Raw genomic sequence first — 21,539 nt, 5'->3', positions numbered from 1 at the left:
GTCATGAATTGGGAATATTCTCTATAGACCTTGTGCAGTTGGGCTGGGCAGTGGATATATGCCCCAACTAGACTTTGCGTGCAGCAAGGAGCACCGAATTGAACTTGATTGATACTTTGGTTGAGCTGATCGATCTGCGATCGTTCTCCAATCTTTGGTTTTGGATTGCTCTTGCTGTGGTGTGGTCTTCGGCCAGCCATTGGGTGCTGGGTGTTCCCATTGATATGGTCTATCGCGCTGGTCGTCTCGGTGGGCAGGCGCAATTGGATCTGGAAGATATCGTTCGGGTCAATGTGAACCGAATGCAATATATTGTTCAGGTCTCGGGTGTTTGGCTGTTGGGACTCGCCTGTTTTATTTTGTCGGGGCTGGCGGTTCTAGGCTTTTTCTACAACGTGGAATTTGCTCAGGCTGTATTTCTACTTATGTTTCCCATGAGCCTGGTTACGACTGTCAGCCTGTTTACGGCGAATACAATAATCCGGGATCATGTTTCCGGCACAGAGCTGCGCAAATCATTGACGCGGTGCAGGCTGTATATCCAGCTTATCGGTGCGGCAGCAATTTTTGTGACAGCACTTTGGGGCATGTATCAGAATCTAAAGTATGGTTTCCTTTGAACTGCTTAACCAGGCAATGACGACGAAATAGGAGACGAGCATAATGGCTCAGCGTGTTATCACCATGGGCGGCGCGCCCGAGGGGTTTGACGCCCGGTTGGTGCTGAATGAAGTCGAAAAAACCGATGCTCCTGTTATTCACGTGGCGCGTGATGACAAGCGCATGGAGGCTATGCGCGCTGCACTCGCCTTTTATGCGCCTGATGTTCCTGTGTTTGTCTTTCCGGGTTGGGATTGTCTGCCCTATGATCGGGTGTCTCCGAATGCGGATATCGCAGCTGCGCGGATGGCGACACTGGCGGCATTGGTCCACCAGATGCCGAAACGCTTTGTGCTGCTGACAACGCTTAATGCGGCCTCCCAACGGGTTCCGGCCCGAGGGGTTTTGCAAGAAGCGGCATTTTCAGCTCAGGTCGGGCGAAGGATTGACGAAAACGCGCTTCGCACCTTCCTGGTTCGTATGGGTTTTACCCAAAGCCCCACTGTTATGGAACCTGGCGACTACGCGATCCGTGGCGGCATTATCGATATCTATTCACCCGGTCAAACCGGGCCGATCCGGCTGGATCTCTTTGGTGATGTTCTGGATGGCGCCCGTCGTTTTGATCCGGCGTCTCAACGCACTGTTGAAAAGCTAGATCTGATTGAGCTGGCTCCGGTATCCGAGGTCATCCTGGACGAAGCGGCGATCACTCGGTTCCGGCAGAACTACCGGATTGAGTTTGGCGCGGCTGGCACCGATGACCCGCTGTACGAAGCCGTCAGTGCAGGCCGCAAGCATCAAGGGGTCGAACATTGGTTGCCGTTTTTCCACGAAAAGCTCGAAACTCTGTTTGATTACTTGCCCAATTCTACGGTGACATTGGATGATCAGGTCACACCGGCGCGGTTGTCGCGCTGGGATACCATCGAAGACCAATACGAAAACCGCAAATTGGCGATGCAGGCCAAGGGGCGGATGGACACGGTGTATAAACCCTGTCCTCCTGATTTGCTGTACCTAGACGACACTGCCTGGGAAGAGGCGCTTAGCGGTGAACAGCGTGTTATCCAACTGCTCCCATTGGCGCAGGCCAGCGGGCCGGGCGTTGTGGATGCTGGTGGGCGCATCGGGCGTAATTTCTCGCCCGAGCGGCAGCTGGAAAGTGTCAGTCTTTTTGGTTCGTTGGCAGATCATATTAAAGCGCGCTTGAAAGAGGGGCCTGTTGTTGTTGCCTCCTATTCGGAAGGTGCACGCGAACGATTGACGGGCTTAATCGAAGACGAAGGCCTTTCCGAAGTCATTCTAGCAGAAAACGGTACAAGGATTGGGAAAACGGGCTTGTACCTTGCTGTATGGGCGCTGGAAAATGGCTTTGTCACACCTGACATGACCGTGATAGCCGAGCAGGATGTGCTGGGTGATCGCTTGATCCGCGCGCCGCGTAAACGCCGCAAAGCCGAGAACTTCCTGACCGAAACCCAATCCCTGACGCCCGGCGATCTGGTTGTGCACGTAGATCACGGCATTGGTCGGTTTATGGGCTTGGAAGTAGTTACAGCAGCTGGCGCGGCACATGAGTGTATTTTGCTGCAGTACGCCGAAGAGGCAAAGCTGTACCTGCCGGTCGAAAATATCGAGCTGTTGTCCAAATACGGCCACGACGAGGGTTTGCTTGACCGTTTGGGTGGGGGTGCCTGGCAGGCTAAGAAGGCCAAACTAAAAGAGCGCATCAAGGAAATGGCCGACCGGTTGATCCGCGTAGCCGCTGAACGCGCGCTACGTAGGGCGCCGGTGTTGGATCCACCTCCGGGTAGCTGGGATGCCTTTTCAGCCCGTTTTCCTTACCAGGAAACCGATGACCAGCTGCGTGCGATATCCGATGTAATCGACGATCTGACGTCGGGCCTGCCGATGGACCGTTTGATTTGTGGCGATGTAGGTTTTGGTAAAACCGAAGTCGCAATGCGTGCCGCCTTTGTTGCGGCGATGTCGGGCTATCAAGTGGCCATCGTTGCTCCCACAACATTGCTTGCACGTCAGCACTATGCAAGTTTCGCCGAACGCTTCCGTGGCTTTCCGTTGGAAGTCAGGCAGTTGTCTCGCTTTGTTAGTGCAAAGGATGCTCAGAAAACCCGCGATGGCATTTCGCGCGGAACCGTCGACATTGTGATCGGCACTCATGCCTTGCTGGCCAAGGCGATCAGGTTCAACAGTCTGGGCCTTTTGATTATCGATGAAGAACAGCATTTTGGTGTCGGACACAAAGAGCGGCTAAAGCAGATGCGTAGTGATATTCATGTACTGACGCTCACTGCGACGCCAATCCCACGCACCTTGCAGCTCTCCTTGTCTGGCGTGCGGGATCTGTCGATCATCGGCACACCTCCGGTCGATCGTCTGGCCATCCGCACTTACGTTAGTGAGTTTGACGCTGTGACCATCCGCGAGGCGTTGCTGCGGGAACACTATCGTGGCGGCCAAAGTTTCTATGTGGTCCCGCGCGTGAGCGACCTGCCGGAAATCGAAGCGTTCTTGAAAGAGCAGATGCCAGAAGTCACCTATGTCATAGCCCACGGCCAGATGGCTGCTGGCGATCTGGATGAGCGCATGAATGCCTTTTATGATGGTAAATATGATGTGCTATTGGCGACCACAATTGTTGAGAGCGGGTTGGATATCCCAACCGCCAATACAATGGTGGTGCATCGGGCAGACATGTTTGGCTTGTCGCAGCTTTACCAAATCCGGGGACGTGTTGGTCGTTCCAAAACCCGTGCCTATGCCTATCTCACCACCAAACCCCGCGCCAAGCTAACGGCGACTGCTGAAAAGCGCCTGAGGGTGCTGGGCTCGCTCGACACGCTGGGCGCTGGCTTTACCTTGGCCTCGCAAGACCTTGATATCAGGGGCGCTGGCAACCTGCTGGGTGAGGAACAATCCGGCCAAATGCGCGATGTGGGGTACGAGCTGTACCAATCGATGCTGCAAGAGGCGATTGCCAAGATAAAAGCCGGTGAATTGGAAGGCCTGTCAGATAGCGACGACCAGTGGGCCCCGCAGATTAATCTTGGTGTTCCAGTTCTAATCCCAGAAAAATACGTGCCCGATCTGGATGTGCGTTTGGGCCTTTACCGTCGTCTGTCGTCGCTGACAACCAAAGTTGAACTCGAAGGCTTTGCCGCAGAACTGATTGACCGTTTTGGCAAACTCCCGAAAGAGGTCAACACGCTGATGTTGGTGGTGCGGATCAAAGCGATGTGCAAACGGGCAGGGATCGCCAAGCTGGACGGTGGTCCCAAGGGCGCGACCATTCAGTTCCACAACGACAAGTTTGCCTCGCCTACAGGGCTGGTTGAATTCATCCAGTCACAGGATGGCCTCGCCAAGGTCAAAGACAACAAGATCGTGGTACGCCGCGACTGGCGCAGTGATGGCGACAAGATCAAAGGTGCCTTTGCCATTGCCCGCGATCTGGCTGAAAAGGTCGTCGCCGCGAAAAAGAAAAAGAAGAAACCGGCCTGATTGGTCGGCTTCTAATCCCCTGCCACAAAGTTGCAAAGCTGCCAATCACCACTGTCCGATTTGATGAGGGACGCGCGGTAACCGACTATTGCCCAAAGAAAACCCTGGTGCATATAGCCGACACGCCCATCGCCCACACGTATTTCCTGATATTCGGATTCAGGATCAAAGTCTGAAACGGTTACCACCTCGTGGCTTAGCCAGCCCAATGGGCTCCCGTCGGAAGAGGGAGAGGCGCGCAGTGTAACGTCTGTGCCTGTTACAAAAAAAGCCTCAAAAACGTCTATGCTGTCGGGCAGGTCGAGTTGCCAGTGAAACGGCATCCAAAACTCATCCGCGCTTTCAAAATAGCCGGGCTGTTGCAGGGTTTTTTCAAGATCCTTCCAATAGGCCTCGCGCATGTCAGAGGCCTGGCTGCGGTATTCTTCGGACAGCATTTCTTCCGATAGTGCCAAATTTCGCCGAAACTCGTCATGTCCGCCGTTGCCTCCATGGCTAAGATAGATCTGGTCGCAGGAGGCTGCTATCACCGCCTCGGCATCCCTCTGGGCGATAGCGTCCAGCAGTTGAGCCCGAAACGCCACCAGTGATGGATCTCGTGAAGCCTGATCCATGGGTGTCAGCTTGATCCGCTGCGCTGCCAGCGGGGTGGCAAGGCAAAGCAATAAAAATGTGGTGATGCGTATCATGACTGTTCCTTCATTGCAGCCTGAGCGCAGGCGCATGAGGCGGCAACCCGATCAGCCCGTGCCAAAGCCTGATCCAACCGGTATTTTATATGAATGATTTCAATGCTTTCTTTGCGTGACTTCAGGCATTCATACAGCCCCTTAAGGCTCCAGACATTATCCGGGTGGATAGAGGCACGCGATAGGGTTCCGCCTAAACCCAGATCTTCGCGATAGACCTCTTCGGCCTCAGCCACGTGCCCCTGTTCGAACAAAAGCGCGCCCAGCGCGTGGCGGGTTGGCTGCATCCAGCCCCAAGGCTCGTCATAGGGTAGGTTATCGTCCAGCGCGACCGAGTGGCGCAGATGGGCATAGGCTACGTCATAGTTTTCTTTGCGATACTCAATCTCGCCGCGCAGCATTTCTGACGCAATTTCAATCAGATCCACCACGCGGTTATTGTGCATCAACCGGCTCTCAGGAATGCGCGCCTTGGCTGCCAGAAACAGTTGCTCCTCGGCTTCCGCCTCGGCTACTAGTCCGGTGGCCGCAAAGCCAATGGCGCGGGCATAATGGGTTGTGGCAGTCAAAGTACGGTACAGGTCCTGATCCTCAGGCAGCTCCAGCGCCATCGCCTCGTCCCAACGGCCAAAGCGGATCAGGATATGCGGCCCCATCGACATGTAGCTTTCAAAGTAGTCCGCCATCGGCGGGCTTTCGATCCGCAGCATTTCTTCGGGCACCGTGTCCCACATGCCTTGATTGGCGCGCAGGGCGGGTTCGATCTGGCCCAAGAACATCGCGCCATAGATGACAAAGTGGTAATCATGCTGCCGGTAGCCGGTGTAGATATTATAGGCGCCTTCACGCTGATAATACTTCAGATCTGCCTCAACCGCCTTTTCGTTCCAGTGCACCACATTTTTGTAATCGCCACACAGCACATCAATATGGCTGGGCATATGAACCAGGTGTCCGGCGTCTGGCACCAAAGTTCGCAAAACATCAGCCGCTTTCAGCGCTTTCTCGGGAGTTGGGGACATCTCCATCAGATGAACATAGAGATGGAGCAATCCGGGGTGGCTCATGGTTTTGGAAACATTGGCCATCGCCCATTCCAAAACCTCCTGCGCTTCTTTTGTTGCTGCGCCCTCGGCTGGTTGACCGGTCCTCAGGTCCCACATTTTCCACGGGGTCAGGTTCAACAGGCTTTCGGCATAGATGGTGCGCAAGTCCAGATGATCCGGACAGCAAGCAAAGGCAGCGCGCATGGCGTCGGCAAAATCATAATCCCAAGCATGCATATCCTCGATCAGATCTCGCTGCGGATAGCGCGCGCCTAAAGCTGTTATGAGCTCACGCTCCACCAATGTCAGCCCATCCAAGAGCGCGAGCGCCTGCTGCGCCGCGTCATAAGCCTTTGCCAGTGCTTTGGCGCGGCCTGATGTGTCATGTAACTCCCACGGCATGTTGTAGTTGGGGCCTGATGCATAGGCGACACCCCAGTGGGCCATGGCGCAGTCTGGGTCAAATTCCAACGCGCGTTGAAAGCAGACCACGGCCTCTTGGTGATTAAACCCGTAGGTCCAGTTCAGACCCCGGTCAAACCACAGCTGCGCATTGGTGGATTTGGTTGTGATGGGGCAGGAATAACTGCCCAGATCATAATAGTCGCTCATCTATATCCCTCTCCACCAATGCAGAGAGGGTAGAGTTTTCAATGCTCTCCAGCAAGAGAGTGCTTTGGCTATTCAGCCGGAAGCTGGGATTCGACACGGCCCATGTGCAGCATGGTCACAAAAGCCAGGCTGACCATGGTCAGAATGCCAATGCTGAGCGGCAACAGAGATCCGTCAAACAACAGCCCAATGGGTGCAGCTATTATCGCGGCAATGACTGTCGAGATTGCACCGATGACCGAGGCTGCCATTCCGGCAATATGCCCCATTGGCTCCATCGCCATGGCGTTCAAATTGCCCAGTGTCATACCCACCATGAAAAACAGGCTGGTTTGCCAGGCCACAAACAGGCCAAATTCAAAGGTTTCCGACAGGCCAGCGTTGATCAGAACAAGAACCGCGCCTGAAAACACGATCTGGCCGGCCAATGACCAGGTTACCATTCTGCGCATGCCAACTTTTACCACAACGGCCGCGTTGATTAGGCTGGCGCTACCAGACATCAGCGCCACAAAGCCAAACCAATACGGAAAGCTTTCACCACGGCCAAATACGATGTCATAGACCGGTTGGACCATTGTGAGCATGGTGAACAGTGCAGCCATGCAAAGGGTTTGCACTAGCATCGAAAGTCGCACCGTGGGATGTGCAAACATCTCGCGGACGGCCCCGATCATCAGTGGCATTTGGAAGGGGCGGCGGTTTTCCCGTGCCAGAGGTTCGGGTAGGCGGATGCCCATCCAAATCACCACGATGATAACAAACAAGGCAAAGGCGAGGAAAATTGCGCGCCATCCTGCAAAGGCTATAATTCCAACCCCAAGCATCGGCGCAAAGGCAGGCACCAGAGTGAAAATCATCATGGCAATCGACATGATGCGGGCCATTTCACGCCCTGAGTACAGATCGCGAACAATCGCCAATGCCACAACGCGCGGCCCGGCTGCTCCTAATCCCATGAGAACGCGTGAGATCAGCAGCAGTTCAAGCGAGGAACTAGCCCAAGCCACCGCAGCCGACAGTATATACAACGAAGCACCTGCCAGAATGATAGGTTTGCGGCCAAAGGCATCTGATAGTGGGCCTGTAAAAAACGTCCCAACTCCCATACCAAACACAAAGGATGTCAGGATCAGCTGGGCGCGGTTGATGTCATCGGGGCTAAGGGCAGCGCCAATTTCGGGCAATGCGGGCAGCATTGCATCGATAGAAAAGGCAATGGTGGCAAACATCATCGCAATCAGCGAGATGAACTCGGCCTTGGACATCGGATGGTCGACAGATTTGGACATTTTAACCTCGGGTGACACTTCAGGAGGATTCGGATGTCGGATCCAATCTGGGAGTCACGTCCGCTGGCGGTATCACAGAAAATGAGACGCAGCCAGACAGCATGCTGCACAGGGCTATGTGCATTGGTGCTGAACAAAGCAAGAAAGTGAAGCGCGCAAGTCTACTGACTAAGAAATTGCGCGCGCCGTGCTTAGTGGACAGCGGTGGGGGCAGGCTCAAGCTGTTCCATAATTTCAGTGATCACTTTTGCCCAAAGCTCGGGTGGTTGCGCGCCTGGAACGGCATGTTTGTTATCAACGATAAAGGTAGGAACAGAGGTCACACCCATTTCACGGCTGTGCGCATCGCGCGCTTTGACATCTTCGATGTCATTGTCGGTTTTCAGCAGTTTCTGCACCACAGCCGCGTCCATGCCGATGCCATCGGCGATATCACCAAGAACCTCGGCGTCCCCAATGTCACGACCATCAACAAAATAGGCTTTGAATAGGGCATCAACGGCTTCGGTTTGTTTCTGCTCAATGCCGGCCCAATGGATCAGACGATGGGCATTCAACGTGTTTGGTGTGCGCTTCATGCTTTCCAGATTGATGGTGAGCCCAGCGCCCTCGGCGTGCTCAACCACTGGCGCATAAGCCTTGATCGCGGCTTCCTTTCCGCCGAATTTTCCTTCCAGATATTCACGGCGATCCATGCCCTCGGTTGGCATATCAGGGTTCAGCTGAAACGGATGCCATTCGATCACAAAGGGATGGTCGGGAAACTGGGCCAGGGCCTTGTCCAGATTGGTTTTTCCAATGTAGCACCAGGGGCAGATCGGATCAGACAAGATGTCGAGTTTAACGGTCATTCTTTGGAAGCCTTGAAATAAGCGGGTAGGGCGCGACGGAGCAGTTTGCCATTGGCACCTTGCGGCAAAGCCTCAAGGTAAACATAGGCGCGGGGCTGCTTGTAACGTGCAAGTTTGCCATCGGCAAAATCTTGTAGCTCTTGTGTCTTCAACTCTTCGGGACCGGTGTAAAACGCGACGATTACATAGGTGTCAGCTTTGACTTCAACGGCTGCAGCGCCAACCTGGGTGATGCCGGGGTGCTGTGCCAACAGGCCTTCAATCTCGAGCGGTGACACCCGATATCCGCCGGCGTTCATCATGTCGTCGTCCCGGCCCAGATATGTGATTTGGCCATCTTCGGCCATACGCCCCAAGTCACCTGTTAGAAACCAATCCCCCTGAAAACGGGCATGGGTTTCTTGTGGGGCGTTTAAATAGCCCAGCATCAGGCCGGGATCATCGCGGTGAATTGCAATTATACCCGCCTGATCCAAGGACACCGGACCATCCGCACCTATAATTGCAACACGGCGGCCAGATTGCGGACATCCAAGGGATTGGCCAGTTGAGGGTTGTGACGGGCTAGACGAAATAAAGGTTGAACACTCTGACATGCCATAGGCTTCGTAGATCTGACGCCCGGTGGCCTGGGTCCAGTTCTGCTGTAGATTTTCCGACAGTTTTTCGCCAGCACTCAGACCGTGACGCAGGTCGGGCAAATCCATCTCTTCGCAAGACTGCAACATCTTACGGTAAACACCGGGCGCCGCCGCAAAAATAGTTGCGCGGTTCTGCTTCAGCAGCGCTGGTAAATTGGCCGGAGGCGTATCGGGCGCCGGGATTAGCGCGGTTGCGCCAATTGTCCAAGGGTCCATCAACCCTGTGCCCAATGTATAAGTCCAATTGAAAGCGCCGGCATGTAAAACGCGATCATCAGTGTGCAAGTCGTACCAATCCTTGACCATCATCTGTCTGGCCCAAATTGCACGATGAGCATGACCCACAGCACGCGGATTTCCGCTGGTGCCTGAGGTATACACGATATAGGCGAGCCGGTTGGGATCGCCATAAGTGTAATCGCATTGGGGAAACTCGCGCATGGCTTTTAATGAGTCGACCGTGATCTGATTTGAATGTTCAGCACAGGCCACGCTTTCATCGCGTAATATGGCAGCGGGTTGCAGTTCGGCGATGATCTTTTCGGTCTCGCGTGTGGTCAATTGCGACGAGGTTGGAACAGGCACTAGACCAGCGGCAATGGCTCCAAGATAGGCAATTGGAAATTCCACCGTATTCCCCAACCGCATCAGCACAATGTCACCCGGTGACAACCCAGCTTGCAGCAATCCTGTCCCGGTGCCGCGAACCGCAGCCTCGAGCTCTTGGTAGGTCCAGTTCTGTGCTTTGTCGTCGAACAAGACGGACAGCGCCAGTTTGTCGGGGTGTTGCGGCGCATAGCGCAAAACATGCGCGGCCAGATTAAACGGCGCAGGGCAGAGCGAAAACGGGCCTTGATCAAAAATAGACAACATGAAACGTGGCTATCGTGACTGGTGGTGCGTTGCAAGCTGGCGGCGTGGCTCTTATAGAGAGCGCATGACTGATCGAAATCCAAAATCACTGATTTCCATTGCCCGCAGTAGCGGTGACCAAGGCGAAGCGGAACCTTTGGATTTGGGGGTTCGGGTGCGTGAGTTGCGCAAGGCTCGCGACTGGACTTTGGAACATGCGGCCAATCAGGCCGGGTTGGCGCGTTCGACCCTGTCAAAGATCGAAAACGGTCAAATGTCCCCAACTTATGATGCACTTAAGAAACTGGCGACGGGGCTGGAAATATCCGTACCACAGCTCTTTACCCCACCTCGCAGTGGCCAGGTAAATGGACGGCTGTCTATCACCAAGACCGGTGAAGGCGCCGCGCACGCCACTGCAACTTATGAGCATGAATTGTTGGCAGACAGTCTATCGCGCAAGCAGATGTTGCCGTATCGGGCGCGTGTTCGGGCCCGTTCGATGGAAGAATTCGAAGGCTGGGTGCGCCACGATGGTGAAGAGTTTCTATATGTTCTAACCGGCGTGGTTCAACTGTACACGGAATACTATGAACCCATCGAAATGCGCCGCGGCGATAGCGCTTATTACGACGCTGCAATGGGGCACAATGTCGTATCTCTAAGTGACGAAGATGCTACGATCCTATGGGTCACATCGCTGGCTTGAGACCTGTTCGGGACTTCTAACTAGTCTTCGACTTCGCGTAGTAGCCCTTCCACATACAAAAAGTCTTCGACCTCTTCACGTGCCTCGGTAAGGGTCAGATGATGAGTTCGAGCAAGATGTTCCACAAAGGCTTCCCGGTCCTCCAGCAAAGTCGGCGCAAGGCTGGGCTTCAAATACGGAAACCTGGTTTTAATGCGTGGCAGGCTGGTATCCGAAACGGTGACAGAGCGCAAAACAGTCATAGCCAGTCCTCCAACCAGGCAAAATGGGTTTTACTTCGCAAATAGTGTACCTAAAAATCCAAACAAAAGATACCTCAACTCACGGGTCAAGGTATCTTGTTAAGACACTGATGGCCTATTTGGTCAGTTCTTAGCAAAAAGTCGGGTCAGTACTATATGTGCAATCCCAACAGCGATGACCTGCATCAGAATGAACATCGCGATGTGTCCGGGATAGATCCCAGCAAAGGTATCGGTGAAACCACGGGCGATAGTAACCGCAGGATTGGCGAAGCTGGTCGAGGAGGTGTACCAATAGGCTCCGGTTATGTAGAGACCTACCAGGGTTGGCACTGTCTCAGGGCGTGATCTTAGACCACCAAAAATGACAAACAGCAGTCCAAACGTTGCGATGATTTCAGATGCCCACTGGGCCGTGCCAGTTCGGTGCATCGTGGTCGAGCTTTGCAAGACTGTCATATCAAACATGAGATGACAGGCCCAGACACCCAAAATTCCGCCAAGGACTTGGACCAGGACATAGGGTGCCACCGCGGTCCATGGATGATCGCCTCGCAGGGCAAACGCCAATGTGACCGCAGGGTTAAAATGAGCGCCGGAAATTGGGCCGAGCGTGGTGATGATGACATAAAGCATGCATCCGGTTGCGATCGCATTGGCCAGTAGAGCAAGAGCAATATTATCCCCGGCCAGGTTCTGCGCCATGATCCCGGACCCAACAACGCCGATCAAAAGAAACGCGGTGCCAAGCCCTTCGGCCATCAGTTTTTGCGTCGTCATGTCATGGCTCCTATGCGCCGAAGTTCTTGTAAAAGCTCGTCGGGAGCTATGGTGTCTAGCGAAAGTTCCAAAAGCGCTTCAACCCTTTTTTCCAGTAGCGAAAAGGCTCGTTGGAACGCTGTTTCCTGATCTTGTTCAGATGCGTCACTTGGATCATCAATCGCCCAGTTGGCGCGCAAAGGTGAGCCAGGCCAGATTGGGCAGGTTTCATTGGCAGCTGCACTGCAAACAGTGATGACGAGATCCATCTGTGGAGCTCCGGGCACAGAAAACTCATTCCAACTTTTGGAACGTGTAGAAGACGTATCAAACCCAAGACTGTTCAACAGCGACAGGGATTGCGGGTGAACTTGCCCGGCCGGATTTGACCCAGCTGAATAGGCCGATACGCGCCCAGATCCTTTTTTGTTGAGAATGGACTCTAACAGGATCGAGCGCGCAGAGTTGCCCGTGCAAAGCACAAGTATATTCATGAGTAGATCTCTCATTGAAGGGTTAGTCTGAGCCATTCCACTGGCTAAGTTGATCGAGCTTGAGTTGCAGGTCCAGATGGCTGAGTTCATCAAATGGCAAGGCTGCAAAAGCCAGGATGCGGGGCATAAGAACGTTATAGGTGCGATCAATGGCCTGCTCTATGTCAGTTGGTGCAGATTTTGGGGGCAGGGGGTCTTCTATACCCCAGTGCGCACAAATCGGACGCCCCGACCATTTAGTGGGTTCTTGATTGGCAGCCCGGTCACATACGGTAATCACAAAATTCGGATCCAATGCGCTAGCTAGCGCAAGATCATCAACTGATTTCGAGTGTAATTGCTGTGCCTCAAACCCTTTCTCTGCCAAAAAGCCAAGTACTTTTGGATCAGGAGACTGGGCAGGATTGGTTCCAGCGGAATATGCGGTGAAACGTCCTGCCCCTATGTGGTTAAGTAATGCTTCGGCCATGATCGATCGGGCCGAGTTGCCGCTACATAAAAACAAAACCTTCAGGGGGTTGTCAGCCGAGGGGACAGGTGCCGTTGCGCGAGAGGACTGTAGGCAGACATCGGGTCGGTTCTGGCAGCATCCTTCGAGCAACTCATCAAACACCATTTGCAAAGCATCTGTATTGGCGCGGTATCGCAGCGACGTGCCTTGCCGTGTTTGGGTGACCAATCCCACTTGCTTTAATGCAGCAAGGTAGTTCGAGGCAGTATTGGCTTTGAGGTCGAGAACAGAAGCCAACTCACCCGCAGGTACGTCATCAGGATACCGACGCATCAACATGCGTAAAAGCGCAAGCCGTTTTGGGTGGGCGAGGGTTCCCAGTCGATCTGTGATGTCTATTTCCATAATTCGGGAATTATGGAAATAGATCATTCACGTCAACCGGAAAAGGTTGGTTTAGTCAGCTTGATACCACCAGACCGTTGGCATGAACTGCGGACGATCACCATAAAGCGGCAGGGTCTCTGGAAACCGCAGTTCCTTTGCATGGGCGATGCGGCTTTTGTCGAACTGCCAGATTGGAATGACATAACGCCCCGAGGTCAGGACCCGATCAAGCGCACGTACCGCAGACAGGAAATGTTCAGCACTGATTGCGTTCAACATCTCAGGGATCAACGCTTCGACGGCTGGACTATCAACCCCCATCAGATTGCGCGTACCGGGTTGAGTGACGCCCTTACGTCCCCAATACAAATACTGCTCGTTGCCTGGGCTAAGAGACAAGTCGCGGCGATACCGCGTCATATCAAAATCATATTCATTCTGACGCGCTACATATTGCGCGTTGTCAACGGTTTCTGTGGTGATGGTAATCCCCAGCCGTTCCAAAGCCCGCGCATAGATCTCGACTACGGTTTGCATTTCTCCGTCGCCTTGTTGCAAGAGCACGGCGAATTCAAAGGCATCACCTTTGTCATTTTGCAAAGTACCGTTCTGTACGGTCCAGCCCGCTTCGCCCAGTAGCTTTGTTGCTTTGCGAATGTTCTGTCGGTTGCGTTCGGTGCCATCACTGACAGGCAGGGCATATCCCTCAAGCGCGCCCGGCAACAGCGTATCGGAATAGGGCTCCAACAGCGTACGCACGCGTCCCTGGGCAGGACCTGATCTCATGCCCAACGAGGAATTGGAGTAGTAAGAGGTGATGCGTGGCTGTGTGCCGCCAGTTACTGTTCCGTTGATGTACTCAAAGTTGAAGGCAAGGATCAAAGCCTCGCGAACCCTCCAATCTTGGAAAATCGGCTTACGGGTGTTCATCGCCAGACCTGTGATGCCAGAGGGGCGCTGGTGGGGAATCTCGGATTTAATAACATCGCCATTCTGGACGGATGGGAAATTATAGCTGTTATCCCATTTTCCAGCGTTGTATTCCCGCACGGCCGTCAGCTCACCAACTTTGAACGCTTCAAATAAAACAGTCTGGTCGCCAAAGAACTCGATCCGCATTTCATCAAAGTTCTGCGTGCCGCGGCGAAACGGCAAGTCTTTGCCCCAGTAATCTGGATTGCGTCGCAGGCTCACATAGCGGCCGGGGTCAGAGCTATCGATGACATAGGCACCGGTGCCAATCGGTGCTTCCAATGGGCCACTGGCTTCAAAATCTTTACCGTCCCATTGACCTTTCTTCAGGATTGGCCGCAGCCCGGCCAGCAACGCCAGCTCTCTATCATCGGTATTAAAGGTAATGCGGACTTTGTGTTCGCCCGTTTGTTCAATGGTTTCAATCTTCGACCAAAACCCGCGGTATCGAAGATTCCCCTTGGTTCCGAGAGTTTCATATGACCAGATCACATCCTCTACGGTTACCGGGGATCCATCCGAAAATTTAGCTTCTGGCCTCAGTGTGAACTCAACCCACGATCGGTCGGCGGGAGTATCGATTGATTCGGCCAGCAATCCATACAACGAGAAAGGTTCGTCCCAGGATCTTCCCATCAGACTTTCATATCCCCAGAACCTGAGTTGCCAGGGAGAGGTGCCTTTTTGTACAAAAGGATTGAGCGTGTCGTAGCCACCGGTATTGCCAAATACCACGCGACCGCCCTTGGGGGCATCGGGGTTTGCATAAGGGAGTGATGAGAAATCCGGCGGCAACGCCGGTTGCCCATACATAGCAATGCCATGAGTCGATTCTGCGACAACAGAATTTGCGGTTACCAGCAGGGAGATACCTGCCAGCATTGAGGTCAATCTCGGGAAATAGTTTGATCGCATTTTGGCAACAATCCTGCTCTGCCCATATTTCGTTGAGTTATAACGCTACCTGTGCTTTTCCGTCTTTTCAAACTTTTAGCTTGGATATTCTCCATTTATTGGATATAACTGAGTCACTGCTCGATAGGTTTCTTGCCTGTATGAAACCTGCCTCAATAACTTGACGCCCGCTTCGCGCGGGCGTTTTTTTTATTTGTTGGGTTCATTTTGTCCGTTGCAAATATCGCCGTAGTGCGGGAATGCGCTGCTGTCGATACAACCCATTTAGATGAGTCGGCAATATCCCTATAATGCCCATTTCCCCGAAAATCTCTATGAAATATGGGTTCAAAGTGGAACATGCGTTTCCTTTGCAGGTGCGGCATGGCACAGTATTCGCTGACAAACGGGTTCAATTGAAGGGAAGAGGTTTATGTCTTTGCAGGGAAAAACAGCCGTGGTTACCGGATCAAATTCGGGAATCGGACTGGGTGTTGCTCGAGAATTGGCCCGGGCAGGAGCCCACATCGTTTTGAATTCCTTCTCTGACGCGCCAGAGAATCATGCACTTGCAGAAAGTCTTTCCAGCGAATTTGGCGTCAACGCGCGCTACGTTAAGGCCGATATGTCAGTTGGGCGTGAGTGCCGCGAGCTTATTAAAGCAGCGGGCGCCTGTGACATTCTGGTGAACAATGCTGGAATACAGCATGTGGCGCCGATTGATCAATTCCCGCAGGATAAGTGGGACGCAATCATCGCTATCAACTTAAACTCGGTTTTTCATACAACAGCAGCGGCCTTGCCAGTCATGAGAGAAGCGGGTTGGGGGCGTGTCGTCAATATTGCCTCGGCGCATGGATTGACGGCGTCGCCTTACAAATCGGCCTATGTTGCTGCAAAGCACGGTGTTGTTGGCATGTCAAAAGCCGTGGCTTTGGAAACGGCGCAGGACCCGATTACTTGTAATGCTGTGTGTCCTGGCTATGTTTTGACACCGCTGGTCGAAGCGCAAATCCCTGATACTATGGCCGAATATGGCATGGACCGGGAAACTGTGATCAAAGAGGTGATGCTGGCGCGCCAACCATCAAAAGAGTTTGCAACGGTCGAGCAGCTTGGTGGAACCGTAGCCTTCCTCTGCTCATCAGCTGCGGCTCAGATTACCGGAACTACGCTCAGCGTTGATGGCGGCTGGACCGCGCTGTAAAAGCTAGATACCAACCAGCTTCCCCCCGTACAAGATCGATTAGTCGGTGTCGCTATCGGTGGGGGGCTGTGTTGGATCTTTGGAGTTGGGGTAGACTAGCCCGGCTGAGATCACCAGCTTTGCCGCGTCTTCAACACTCATATCTAGCTCGATCACATCTTCTTCGGGCAGAAACAGCAAAAAGCCCGAAGTTGGGTTTGGCGTGGTGGGAATGAAGATACTTTTTAGGCGTCCATTAGGGTGGGTTCGTTCGTGAACTTCACCTTTGGCGGTGGTGGATACAAACCCAATGGCCCAGATGCCAGGGCGCGGATACTGGATCAGGCAGGCCTTTTCAAAACTTCGTTCAGTCTGCGCAAACACAGTTTCCGAGATCTGCTTGATACCTGAATAAATCGTACGAACGACTGGCATTCGTTCCACCAGGCTTTCGGCAAAGGAGATCATTGATCGACCCAGAATGCCCTTGGCAATCCAGCCGATCACGATGGTGAAAATCAAAAAGATTATCAGCCCGATGCCGCGAAGATTGATGCCGATGTATTTCTCAGGCAGGATTGTTGCCGGAACCAGTGGCAGAACAACGCTATCGACCCAGCCCATCACCGACCAAAGCAGCCAGACCGTCAGTCCGACCGGCGCAATAACAACGATACCGGTCAGGAATGAAGATCGGAGGCGGGCAAATAACCCAGGGCGGCGATGTGGTTCTTGATCAAATGGGGTTGTCATCAGTCTTTTCACTATTGGTTGTCTGCAACCTAGGAACTTTGCGCTGTTGCTGCAATGGCTCCCGTTTCGATGGGCTTAGTTTTGCAAAGTAACCAGCTCCTGGGCGATTTTGGCGGCCAATTTGGCATTGTTGCGCACAAGAGCGATATTTGCCGTAAGCGATTTTCCGTCGGTCAGCTCAAAGATCCGCTGCAACAGGAAAGGGGTCACCAATTTCCCTGAAACGCCCTGAGCATCGGCTTCGCTTTGCGCCTGTGCAATGATCGGGGCTAGAACTTCGGCTGCGATCTGGTCATTTTGCGGGATCGGGTTGGCGATCAACTGACCTCCAGGCAATCCCATAGCGGTGCGCAGCAGCTGTGCCTTGGCGATCTGCGCCGGTTCATCCATGCGTAAGGGAGCGGCATGTTCTGACTGGGCTGACCAAAACGCCGGAAAACTATCCTGCCCATAGGCAATCACCGGCACCCCTTGGGTTTCCAAAACTTCCAGTGTCTTGGGCACATCCAAAATCGCCTTGGCACCCGCAGCAACCACGGTCACCGGCGTCGCTGCCAGCTCCATCAGATCGGCTGAAATGTCAAAGCTCTGCTCGGCGCCTTTGTGAACGCCGCCAATGCCGCCTGTTGCAAAAACCTCGATGCCCGCCAGGCGCGCGGCGATCATGGTGGCCGCAACTGTTGTAGCGCCGGTCCCACCGGTGGCCATACAGGCCGCAAAATCGGCGCGTGACAGCTTGGCGACGCCTTTTGTCTGTCCCAGCGCTTGCAGCTGGTCTGCCTCAAGCCCAACATGCAATTTGCCGTCAATCACCGCCATTGTGGCTGGCGTGGCGCCAGCCTGGCGTATGTCGTCTTCGACCTGTGCGGCCACTTCGACATTTTGCGGGTAGGGCATGCCGTGGGTGATGATAGTGCTTTCCAGCGCCACGATGGCCGTGCCAGCGTCTTTGGCAGCTTGAACCTCTGCGGAAAATTGAATGTCGATCACAGTGGTGGTTCTCCTGAAACATAGGTGGCGGCTGCTTTTAAGGCAGAGGCCAGGGCAGTCTCGCGTGGCTCGCCACGCGCTTCGGCAGCGATGTGCGCTGCCATGAAAGTATCTCCGGCTCCGGTAACACGCGCAACAGTCACACGTGGGGGGACCAGGGTGATCGGGGCTTCCGGTCCGGCCTCGGTGGCAGACGCGCCACCATCTGTCACCAAAACCCGTGCAGCGCCGCGCTCCAACAAGGCAAGCGCTGCGGTTTGGCTGTCGGTGAACTCGGCCTGACACATCAGGCCGGCCTCTTCGAGGTTTACGTAAAGCGTGCCGCGACTGTGCGTCAGGAAAGGTCGCAACCGTTCCGCTTTGCCGGGTGAGGCCGGCGCGACCCGTAAATCGGCCTGCGCAAACGAAGGGTCACCGGCAATGTCGTCAAGCAGGGACAGGGTAAGGTTGCCATCCAGAGCGATAGCCCCGGAATAGGGTTGTTCCGTTGATCCAAGTGTGCCATCGCGCAACGGTTTCAGGATCTTGTCTCCTGCGGCTTCAAGCGAATGGGCATCAGCGATTGCCGCAATCAAACCATTTGCCCCTTCAACCGCCATATATCGGTCGGTTGGCAAGTCGTCTGAACGATAAAGATGGTTGGTGTTCAATCCAAGACGTGTGCAGGCGTTGACAAGCTCATTACCCTCATCATCACGTCCAACCGCGCTAAGCAGGGCAGGTGCCAGCCCAAAGCGCGCAAGGGTCATTGCAATATTCATCGCCACACCACCGGGGAGCCGTGTGATGCGTCCGGGCATATCCGATCCGCGCCGCATCTCAACAGGTGCGCGCCCAATAATGTCCCATAGAACAGAGCCGATACACAGAATGTCAGCGGTGGAAGAAGCAGGTGTGTGTGTCATGTGGCTGTTCTGCCCATTTTTGATAGCGCTCGCAAGTCGCAACACTCAGTTCGGGGTGGCAAATGTCATAGAGGCCCAAAGCGTTTCCCAAACGGCGTCGATATCAGCGGGAGCAGGGCGCAAAATCACGGCATCAAGCAAATAGGTATTGCCTGGTTTAACAGCCAGCCGCGCCACGCCTTGCGCATCCGTGACATAGCGGGACATAGACACCTCTCCCGTCGCCGAGCGTTCGTAAACTGTGATCCGTGCTTCCACGCGCGGTTGATCTAGATAAAACAATTGCACGCGAAGCCCTTTTGAGAGATCATCGGTATAGGGATTGGCCAATGCAACAATTTCGGCTTCCATACCATGCAAAAAATCGGCACCAAAACCGCCCCCAACCGAGACTAGCGTTTTTGCATGACGGCTGTACATTTCTGCAAAACCTTGGTTTGGCAGGTCTCGTTTTTGATGTAGTTCTTTTGTTTTTGCAAACCCCTTGAGGCGTGAAAAGGTCTCAAACTCTTCCCATCTCTCATATACGATAAGTTCAGGCTTGGTTTCGTGAAGTATCGTAAATAGACCAACGCTTGCATTGTCATGCGAAAATGCAGGGGTGTCTCCCATCCTTCCACGGTATTCTGTGGCTGTGGAGCTTTGCGAAAATGCAAAGCGATTTATGCGTTTGGGCAGGTACACAAGCTCAAAACCACCAAAGTTTTCGCCATTGCGAAGGCTTGCCACCACCGACGCCCCCCTTTCGACTTGATATTCCTGCGGTTCGATCCAAAACTCGTGCGAAACAGCGGGCAGGGTAAATGCCACAAAGCTGGCAAAAACAAAGACAAGACGACGGGGCAGACAAATGGGCATGGACACGACCTTAGTGAGGGTATGGAACAGGCTTGCAGGTATCACTGTTGTGTCAAGCCTGCTGCTTGTCACGTTGATGTCAGCGGCTCGCGCACATGAAGTCACCCCAACAATAGCGGATTTCCGCGTAGAGGACGGGCAAATTGCCTTGGACCTGCGGATGAATATCGAAGCCTTTGTTGCCGGCATCAATCTGGATGGGATGGACAACACCAACGATTCCGCTCTGGCAAATGACTACGACAGCCTGCGCGCACTTGATCAGGCCGAGCTGGAACCCATGGTGCGCCAGTTTGCCGAAGAGTGGCTTGAAACTGTAGAACTCTCTGCCGGGGGGCGTGTGGAACTCGAAGTGACCGAGATCATCATTCCAGAAGTTGGAGATGCCGAACTGCCCCGTGCCTCGTTTTTGTATCTGAATGGCATGATCCCCGAACATGCTCGCAGTCTGATGTTATACTGGCCCAAAGGCTCGGGCGGTGTGGTGCTCCGGCAGAACGGGGTTGAAGATCCTTATACTGGTTATCTGCAAGGCGGCGACACGTCGCGGGGCATTCCCCTGGCCGGTGGCGCAACCATGAGCGCTGGTGAGGCCTTTGTTGAATACGTGCCAGTTGGTTTTGAACACATTCTGCCATTGGGGCTGGATCACATCCTGTTTGTGCTTGGACTGTTCTTTCTCAGCTCTCGCTTGCGTCCACTGGTCTTGCAAATCAGCGTCTTCACTCTTGCCCACACCATCACGCTGGCGCTGGGTACGCTTCAGTTGGTGAAGGTCGCCCCTGCAATTGTCGAGCCGCTGATCGCGGCCTCCATTGTCTATGTTGCCGTCGAGAACGTATTCACCCGCCATCTCAGCCCTTGGCGACCCTTGGTGATCTTTGGCTTTGGCCTGCTGCATGGTCTGGGCTTTGCTTCGGTGCTGGGTGAGTTTGGTCTGCCACGCGACCAATTTGTGGCGGCGTTGGTTGGATTTAATGTTGGGGTCGAGCTGGGGCAGCTGACCGTAATCGCCATTGCTTTTGCAACTGTAGGCTTTTGGTTCCGCTCGCACCCAAAGTATCGCGGCAGAATTGCGATACCGGCCTCGATCACCATTGCGGCGATCGGGACCTATTGGTTTGTTGAAAGAGTGTTCCTGTAAATAAGGGCTTAGCCCATGGCGGCGGTCATCCGCTTGAGCGCTGCAACCGGATCGTCTTCGCGCCAAATCTCGTCACCAATGCCAAAGAAATCGGTGTATGGGGCCAGGGCGCGGATCAGATCGGTTGTCAGCCCGCCTTCGGCCACAACCGGGACTTCGATCATTTCTGACCACCATTGGAATAGCTCCGTTTCCGCGATGGCGCCATCCCCCAGACCGGACGATCCTACCGGGCCAAAGCTGACATAGTCAGCTCCCGCTTCAGCGGCCGACAGGCCCTCGTGGTTTGAGGCGCCGCAGAAGCTGCCAACAATTGCCTCGGTGCCCATAGCCTTGCGGGTTGAACGAACCGAGCGCGCAGAATCTGTCAAGTGCACGCCGTCTAGTCCCAGCCGTTCGGCCAGGATCTGATGGTCCGAGATCACAATGGCCACATCGCGCGCATGGGCAACTTCACGCAGGGCATCGCCGGCGCGGCTCAGAGTGCTTTCATCACGGCTCGCCAGATCCAGCCGAATGCAGGAAATCTCGGTTGCGTCCAAGACGCGGGCCAATTGATCGGGGAACTGACCCAGCTCAAAGCTAGGCGGGGTAACCAGATAAATCTGCGGCTGTTCTGGGCTTTCCATGGGTGCGGTCCTTGTGATGTCTTGCCGTTGTTTAGCGAATTCAGTCGCGTGCGCAAGT

At 54.1% G+C, this 21,539-nt stretch carries 20 protein-coding genes; 5 read left to right on the top strand and 15 right to left on the bottom strand.

What is annotated here, in order from left to right; genetic code table 11:
* Window positions 1-98 precede the first annotated feature (98 nt).
* Both AC2T28_RS07510 and mfd read left to right on the top strand, forming a co-directional pair.
* The gene (locus tag AC2T28_RS07510) at window positions 99-620 is read left to right on the top strand and encodes a component of SufBCD complex (RefSeq protein ID WP_486748355.1); all 522 of its coding nucleotides are present in this window, start codon (window positions 99-101) and stop codon (window positions 618-620) included.
* A gap of 43 nt (window positions 621-663) precedes the next feature.
* On the top strand, window positions 664-4,125 hold the full coding sequence (gene mfd, locus AC2T28_RS07505; protein ID WP_486748354.1) for a transcription-repair coupling factor: 3,462 nt from the start codon (window positions 664-666) through the stop codon (window positions 4,123-4,125).
* Window positions 4,126-4,136: 11 nt separating this feature from the next.
* On the opposite strand, the gene AC2T28_RS07500 is transcribed toward mfd, so the two are convergent.
* From AC2T28_RS07500 to AC2T28_RS07480, 5 genes are all read right to left on the bottom strand, one after another.
* Entirely contained in the window at window positions 4,137-4,814 is a 678-nt protein-coding gene (locus AC2T28_RS07500) for an SH3 domain-containing protein (protein WP_486748353.1), read from the bottom strand.
* Window positions 4,811-6,472: a hypothetical protein gene (locus AC2T28_RS07495; protein WP_486748352.1), complete on the bottom strand. Its 1,662-nt coding sequence runs from the start codon at window positions 6,470-6,472 to the stop codon at window positions 4,811-4,813. Before AC2T28_RS07495 ends, AC2T28_RS07500 begins: the two co-directional genes overlap by 4 nt.
* A 68-nt stretch (window positions 6,473-6,540) precedes the next feature.
* Entirely contained in the window at window positions 6,541-7,764 is a 1,224-nt protein-coding gene (locus tag AC2T28_RS07490) for an MFS transporter (RefSeq protein ID WP_486748351.1), read from the bottom strand.
* A 191-nt stretch (window positions 7,765-7,955) separates the two neighbouring features.
* A complete protein-coding gene (locus tag AC2T28_RS07485) occupies window positions 7,956-8,615 on the bottom strand; it encodes a DsbA family oxidoreductase (RefSeq protein WP_486748350.1) in 660 nt (219 codons plus the stop codon).
* Window positions 8,612-10,129, bottom strand: a complete 1,518-nt coding sequence (locus AC2T28_RS07480) for a class I adenylate-forming enzyme family protein (RefSeq protein ID WP_486748349.1) — start codon at window positions 10,127-10,129, stop codon at window positions 8,612-8,614. The genes AC2T28_RS07485 and AC2T28_RS07480 overlap by 4 nt, the downstream gene beginning before the upstream one ends.
* A gap of 64 nt (window positions 10,130-10,193) precedes the next feature.
* On the opposite strand from AC2T28_RS07480, the gene AC2T28_RS07475 reads away from it, so the two are divergent.
* Window positions 10,194-10,817: a helix-turn-helix domain-containing protein gene (locus AC2T28_RS07475; protein ID WP_486748951.1), complete on the top strand. Its 624-nt coding sequence runs from the start codon at window positions 10,194-10,196 to the stop codon at window positions 10,815-10,817.
* 20 nt (window positions 10,818-10,837) lie between these two features.
* Here the strand turns inward: AC2T28_RS07475 and AC2T28_RS07470 are convergent, their stop codons facing one another.
* The 5 genes from AC2T28_RS07470 to AC2T28_RS07450 form a co-directional block, all read right to left on the bottom strand.
* Window positions 10,838-11,059 (bottom strand): hypothetical protein, encoded by a 222-nt coding sequence (locus AC2T28_RS07470; RefSeq protein WP_486748348.1) that lies wholly within the window; start codon window positions 11,057-11,059, stop codon window positions 10,838-10,840.
* 123 nt (window positions 11,060-11,182) lie between these two features.
* Window positions 11,183-11,839 carry an aquaporin gene (locus AC2T28_RS07465; RefSeq protein WP_486748347.1) on the bottom strand — a complete coding sequence of 219 codons (657 nt, stop codon included), beginning with the start codon at window positions 11,837-11,839 and terminating at the stop codon, window positions 11,183-11,185.
* Window positions 11,836-12,312, bottom strand: coding sequence for an arsenate reductase ArsC (locus tag AC2T28_RS07460; RefSeq protein ID WP_486748346.1), 477 nt, complete (start codon window positions 12,310-12,312; stop codon window positions 11,836-11,838). The genes AC2T28_RS07465 and AC2T28_RS07460 overlap by 4 nt, the downstream gene beginning before the upstream one ends.
* Window positions 12,313-12,334: 22 nt before the next feature.
* On the bottom strand, window positions 12,335-13,168 hold the full coding sequence (locus AC2T28_RS07455) for an arsenate reductase/protein-tyrosine-phosphatase family protein (protein WP_486748345.1): 834 nt from the start codon (window positions 13,166-13,168) through the stop codon (window positions 12,335-12,337).
* A gap of 51 nt (window positions 13,169-13,219) precedes the next feature.
* Window positions 13,220-15,037 (bottom strand): extracellular solute-binding protein, encoded by a 1,818-nt coding sequence (locus tag AC2T28_RS07450; RefSeq protein WP_486748344.1) that lies wholly within the window; start codon window positions 15,035-15,037, stop codon window positions 13,220-13,222.
* A 412-nt stretch (window positions 15,038-15,449) separates the two neighbouring features.
* Here AC2T28_RS07450 and AC2T28_RS07445 point away from each other — a divergent pair, with 412 nt between their 5' ends.
* A complete protein-coding gene (locus AC2T28_RS07445; RefSeq protein ID WP_486748343.1) occupies window positions 15,450-16,223 on the top strand; it encodes a 3-hydroxybutyrate dehydrogenase in 774 nt (257 codons plus the stop codon).
* 39 nt (window positions 16,224-16,262) lie between these two features.
* Here the strand turns inward: AC2T28_RS07445 and AC2T28_RS07440 are convergent, their stop codons facing one another.
* The 4 genes from AC2T28_RS07440 to AC2T28_RS07425 form a co-directional block, all read right to left on the bottom strand.
* Entirely contained in the window at window positions 16,263-16,955 is a 693-nt protein-coding gene (locus AC2T28_RS07440; protein ID WP_486748342.1) for a DUF502 domain-containing protein, read from the bottom strand.
* 75 nt (window positions 16,956-17,030) lie between these two features.
* Window positions 17,031-17,945 (bottom strand): pseudouridine-5'-phosphate glycosidase, encoded by a 915-nt coding sequence (locus AC2T28_RS07435; protein WP_486748341.1) that lies wholly within the window; start codon window positions 17,943-17,945, stop codon window positions 17,031-17,033.
* Window positions 17,942-18,850, bottom strand: coding sequence for a PfkB family carbohydrate kinase (locus AC2T28_RS07430; RefSeq protein ID WP_486748340.1), 909 nt, complete (start codon window positions 18,848-18,850; stop codon window positions 17,942-17,944). The genes AC2T28_RS07435 and AC2T28_RS07430 overlap by 4 nt, the downstream gene beginning before the upstream one ends.
* A 45-nt stretch (window positions 18,851-18,895) precedes the next feature.
* Window positions 18,896-19,660, bottom strand: coding sequence for a DUF4198 domain-containing protein (locus AC2T28_RS07425; RefSeq protein WP_486748339.1), 765 nt, complete (start codon window positions 19,658-19,660; stop codon window positions 18,896-18,898).
* 46 nt (window positions 19,661-19,706) lie between these two features.
* Here AC2T28_RS07425 and AC2T28_RS07420 point away from each other — a divergent pair, with 46 nt between their 5' ends.
* Window positions 19,707-20,852, top strand: coding sequence for a HupE/UreJ family protein (locus AC2T28_RS07420; protein ID WP_486748338.1), 1,146 nt, complete (start codon window positions 19,707-19,709; stop codon window positions 20,850-20,852).
* 8 nt (window positions 20,853-20,860) lie between these two features.
* Here the strand turns inward: AC2T28_RS07420 and AC2T28_RS07415 are convergent, their stop codons facing one another.
* A complete protein-coding gene (locus AC2T28_RS07415; protein WP_486748337.1) occupies window positions 20,861-21,481 on the bottom strand; it encodes a thiamine phosphate synthase in 621 nt (206 codons plus the stop codon).
* Window positions 21,482-21,539: the final 58 nt, after the last annotated feature.

The sequence above is a fragment of the Parasedimentitalea nitratireducens genome (genome assembly GCF_057444295.1).
The sequence above is the reverse complement of the archived record's forward strand: the minus strand, read 5'-3'. Positions and strand labels throughout refer to the sequence as shown.

Bases quoted from the DNA above. Each gene is read 5' to 3' on its own strand.
- mfd (WP_486748354.1), top strand. From the start codon at position 664: ATGGCTCAGCGTGTTATCACCATGGGCGGCGCGCCCGAGGGGTTTGAC.
- AC2T28_RS07500 (WP_486748353.1), bottom strand. From the start codon at position 4,814: ATGATACGCATCACCACATTTTTATTGCTTTGCCTTGCCACCCCGCTG.
- AC2T28_RS07495 (WP_486748352.1), bottom strand. From the start codon at position 6,472: ATGAGCGACTATTATGATCTGGGCAGTTATTCCTGCCCCATCACAACC.
- AC2T28_RS07490 (WP_486748351.1), bottom strand. From the start codon at position 7,764: ATGTCCAAATCTGTCGACCATCCGATGTCCAAGGCCGAGTTCATCTCG.
- AC2T28_RS07485 (WP_486748350.1), bottom strand. From the start codon at position 8,615: ATGACCGTTAAACTCGACATCTTGTCTGATCCGATCTGCCCCTGGTGC.
- AC2T28_RS07480 (WP_486748349.1), bottom strand. From the start codon at position 10,129: ATGTTGTCTATTTTTGATCAAGGCCCGTTTTCGCTCTGCCCTGCGCCG.
- AC2T28_RS07475 (WP_486748951.1), top strand. From the start codon at position 10,194: ATGACTGATCGAAATCCAAAATCACTGATTTCCATTGCCCGCAGTAGC.
- AC2T28_RS07470 (WP_486748348.1), bottom strand. From the start codon at position 11,059: ATGACTGTTTTGCGCTCTGTCACCGTTTCGGATACCAGCCTGCCACGC.
- AC2T28_RS07465 (WP_486748347.1), bottom strand. From the start codon at position 11,839: ATGACGACGCAAAAACTGATGGCCGAAGGGCTTGGCACCGCGTTTCTT.
- AC2T28_RS07460 (WP_486748346.1), bottom strand. From the start codon at position 12,312: ATGAATATACTTGTGCTTTGCACGGGCAACTCTGCGCGCTCGATCCTG.
- AC2T28_RS07455 (WP_486748345.1), bottom strand. From the start codon at position 13,168: ATGGAAATAGACATCACAGATCGACTGGGAACCCTCGCCCACCCAAAA.
- AC2T28_RS07450 (WP_486748344.1), bottom strand. From the start codon at position 15,037: ATGCGATCAAACTATTTCCCGAGATTGACCTCAATGCTGGCAGGTATC.
- AC2T28_RS07445 (WP_486748343.1), top strand. From the start codon at position 15,450: ATGTCTTTGCAGGGAAAAACAGCCGTGGTTACCGGATCAAATTCGGGA.
- AC2T28_RS07440 (WP_486748342.1), bottom strand. From the start codon at position 16,955: ATGACAACCCCATTTGATCAAGAACCACATCGCCGCCCTGGGTTATTT.
- AC2T28_RS07430 (WP_486748340.1), bottom strand. From the start codon at position 18,850: ATGACACACACACCTGCTTCTTCCACCGCTGACATTCTGTGTATCGGC.
- AC2T28_RS07420 (WP_486748338.1), top strand. From the start codon at position 19,707: ATGGACACGACCTTAGTGAGGGTATGGAACAGGCTTGCAGGTATCACT.
- AC2T28_RS07415 (WP_486748337.1), bottom strand. From the start codon at position 21,481: ATGGAAAGCCCAGAACAGCCGCAGATTTATCTGGTTACCCCGCCTAGC.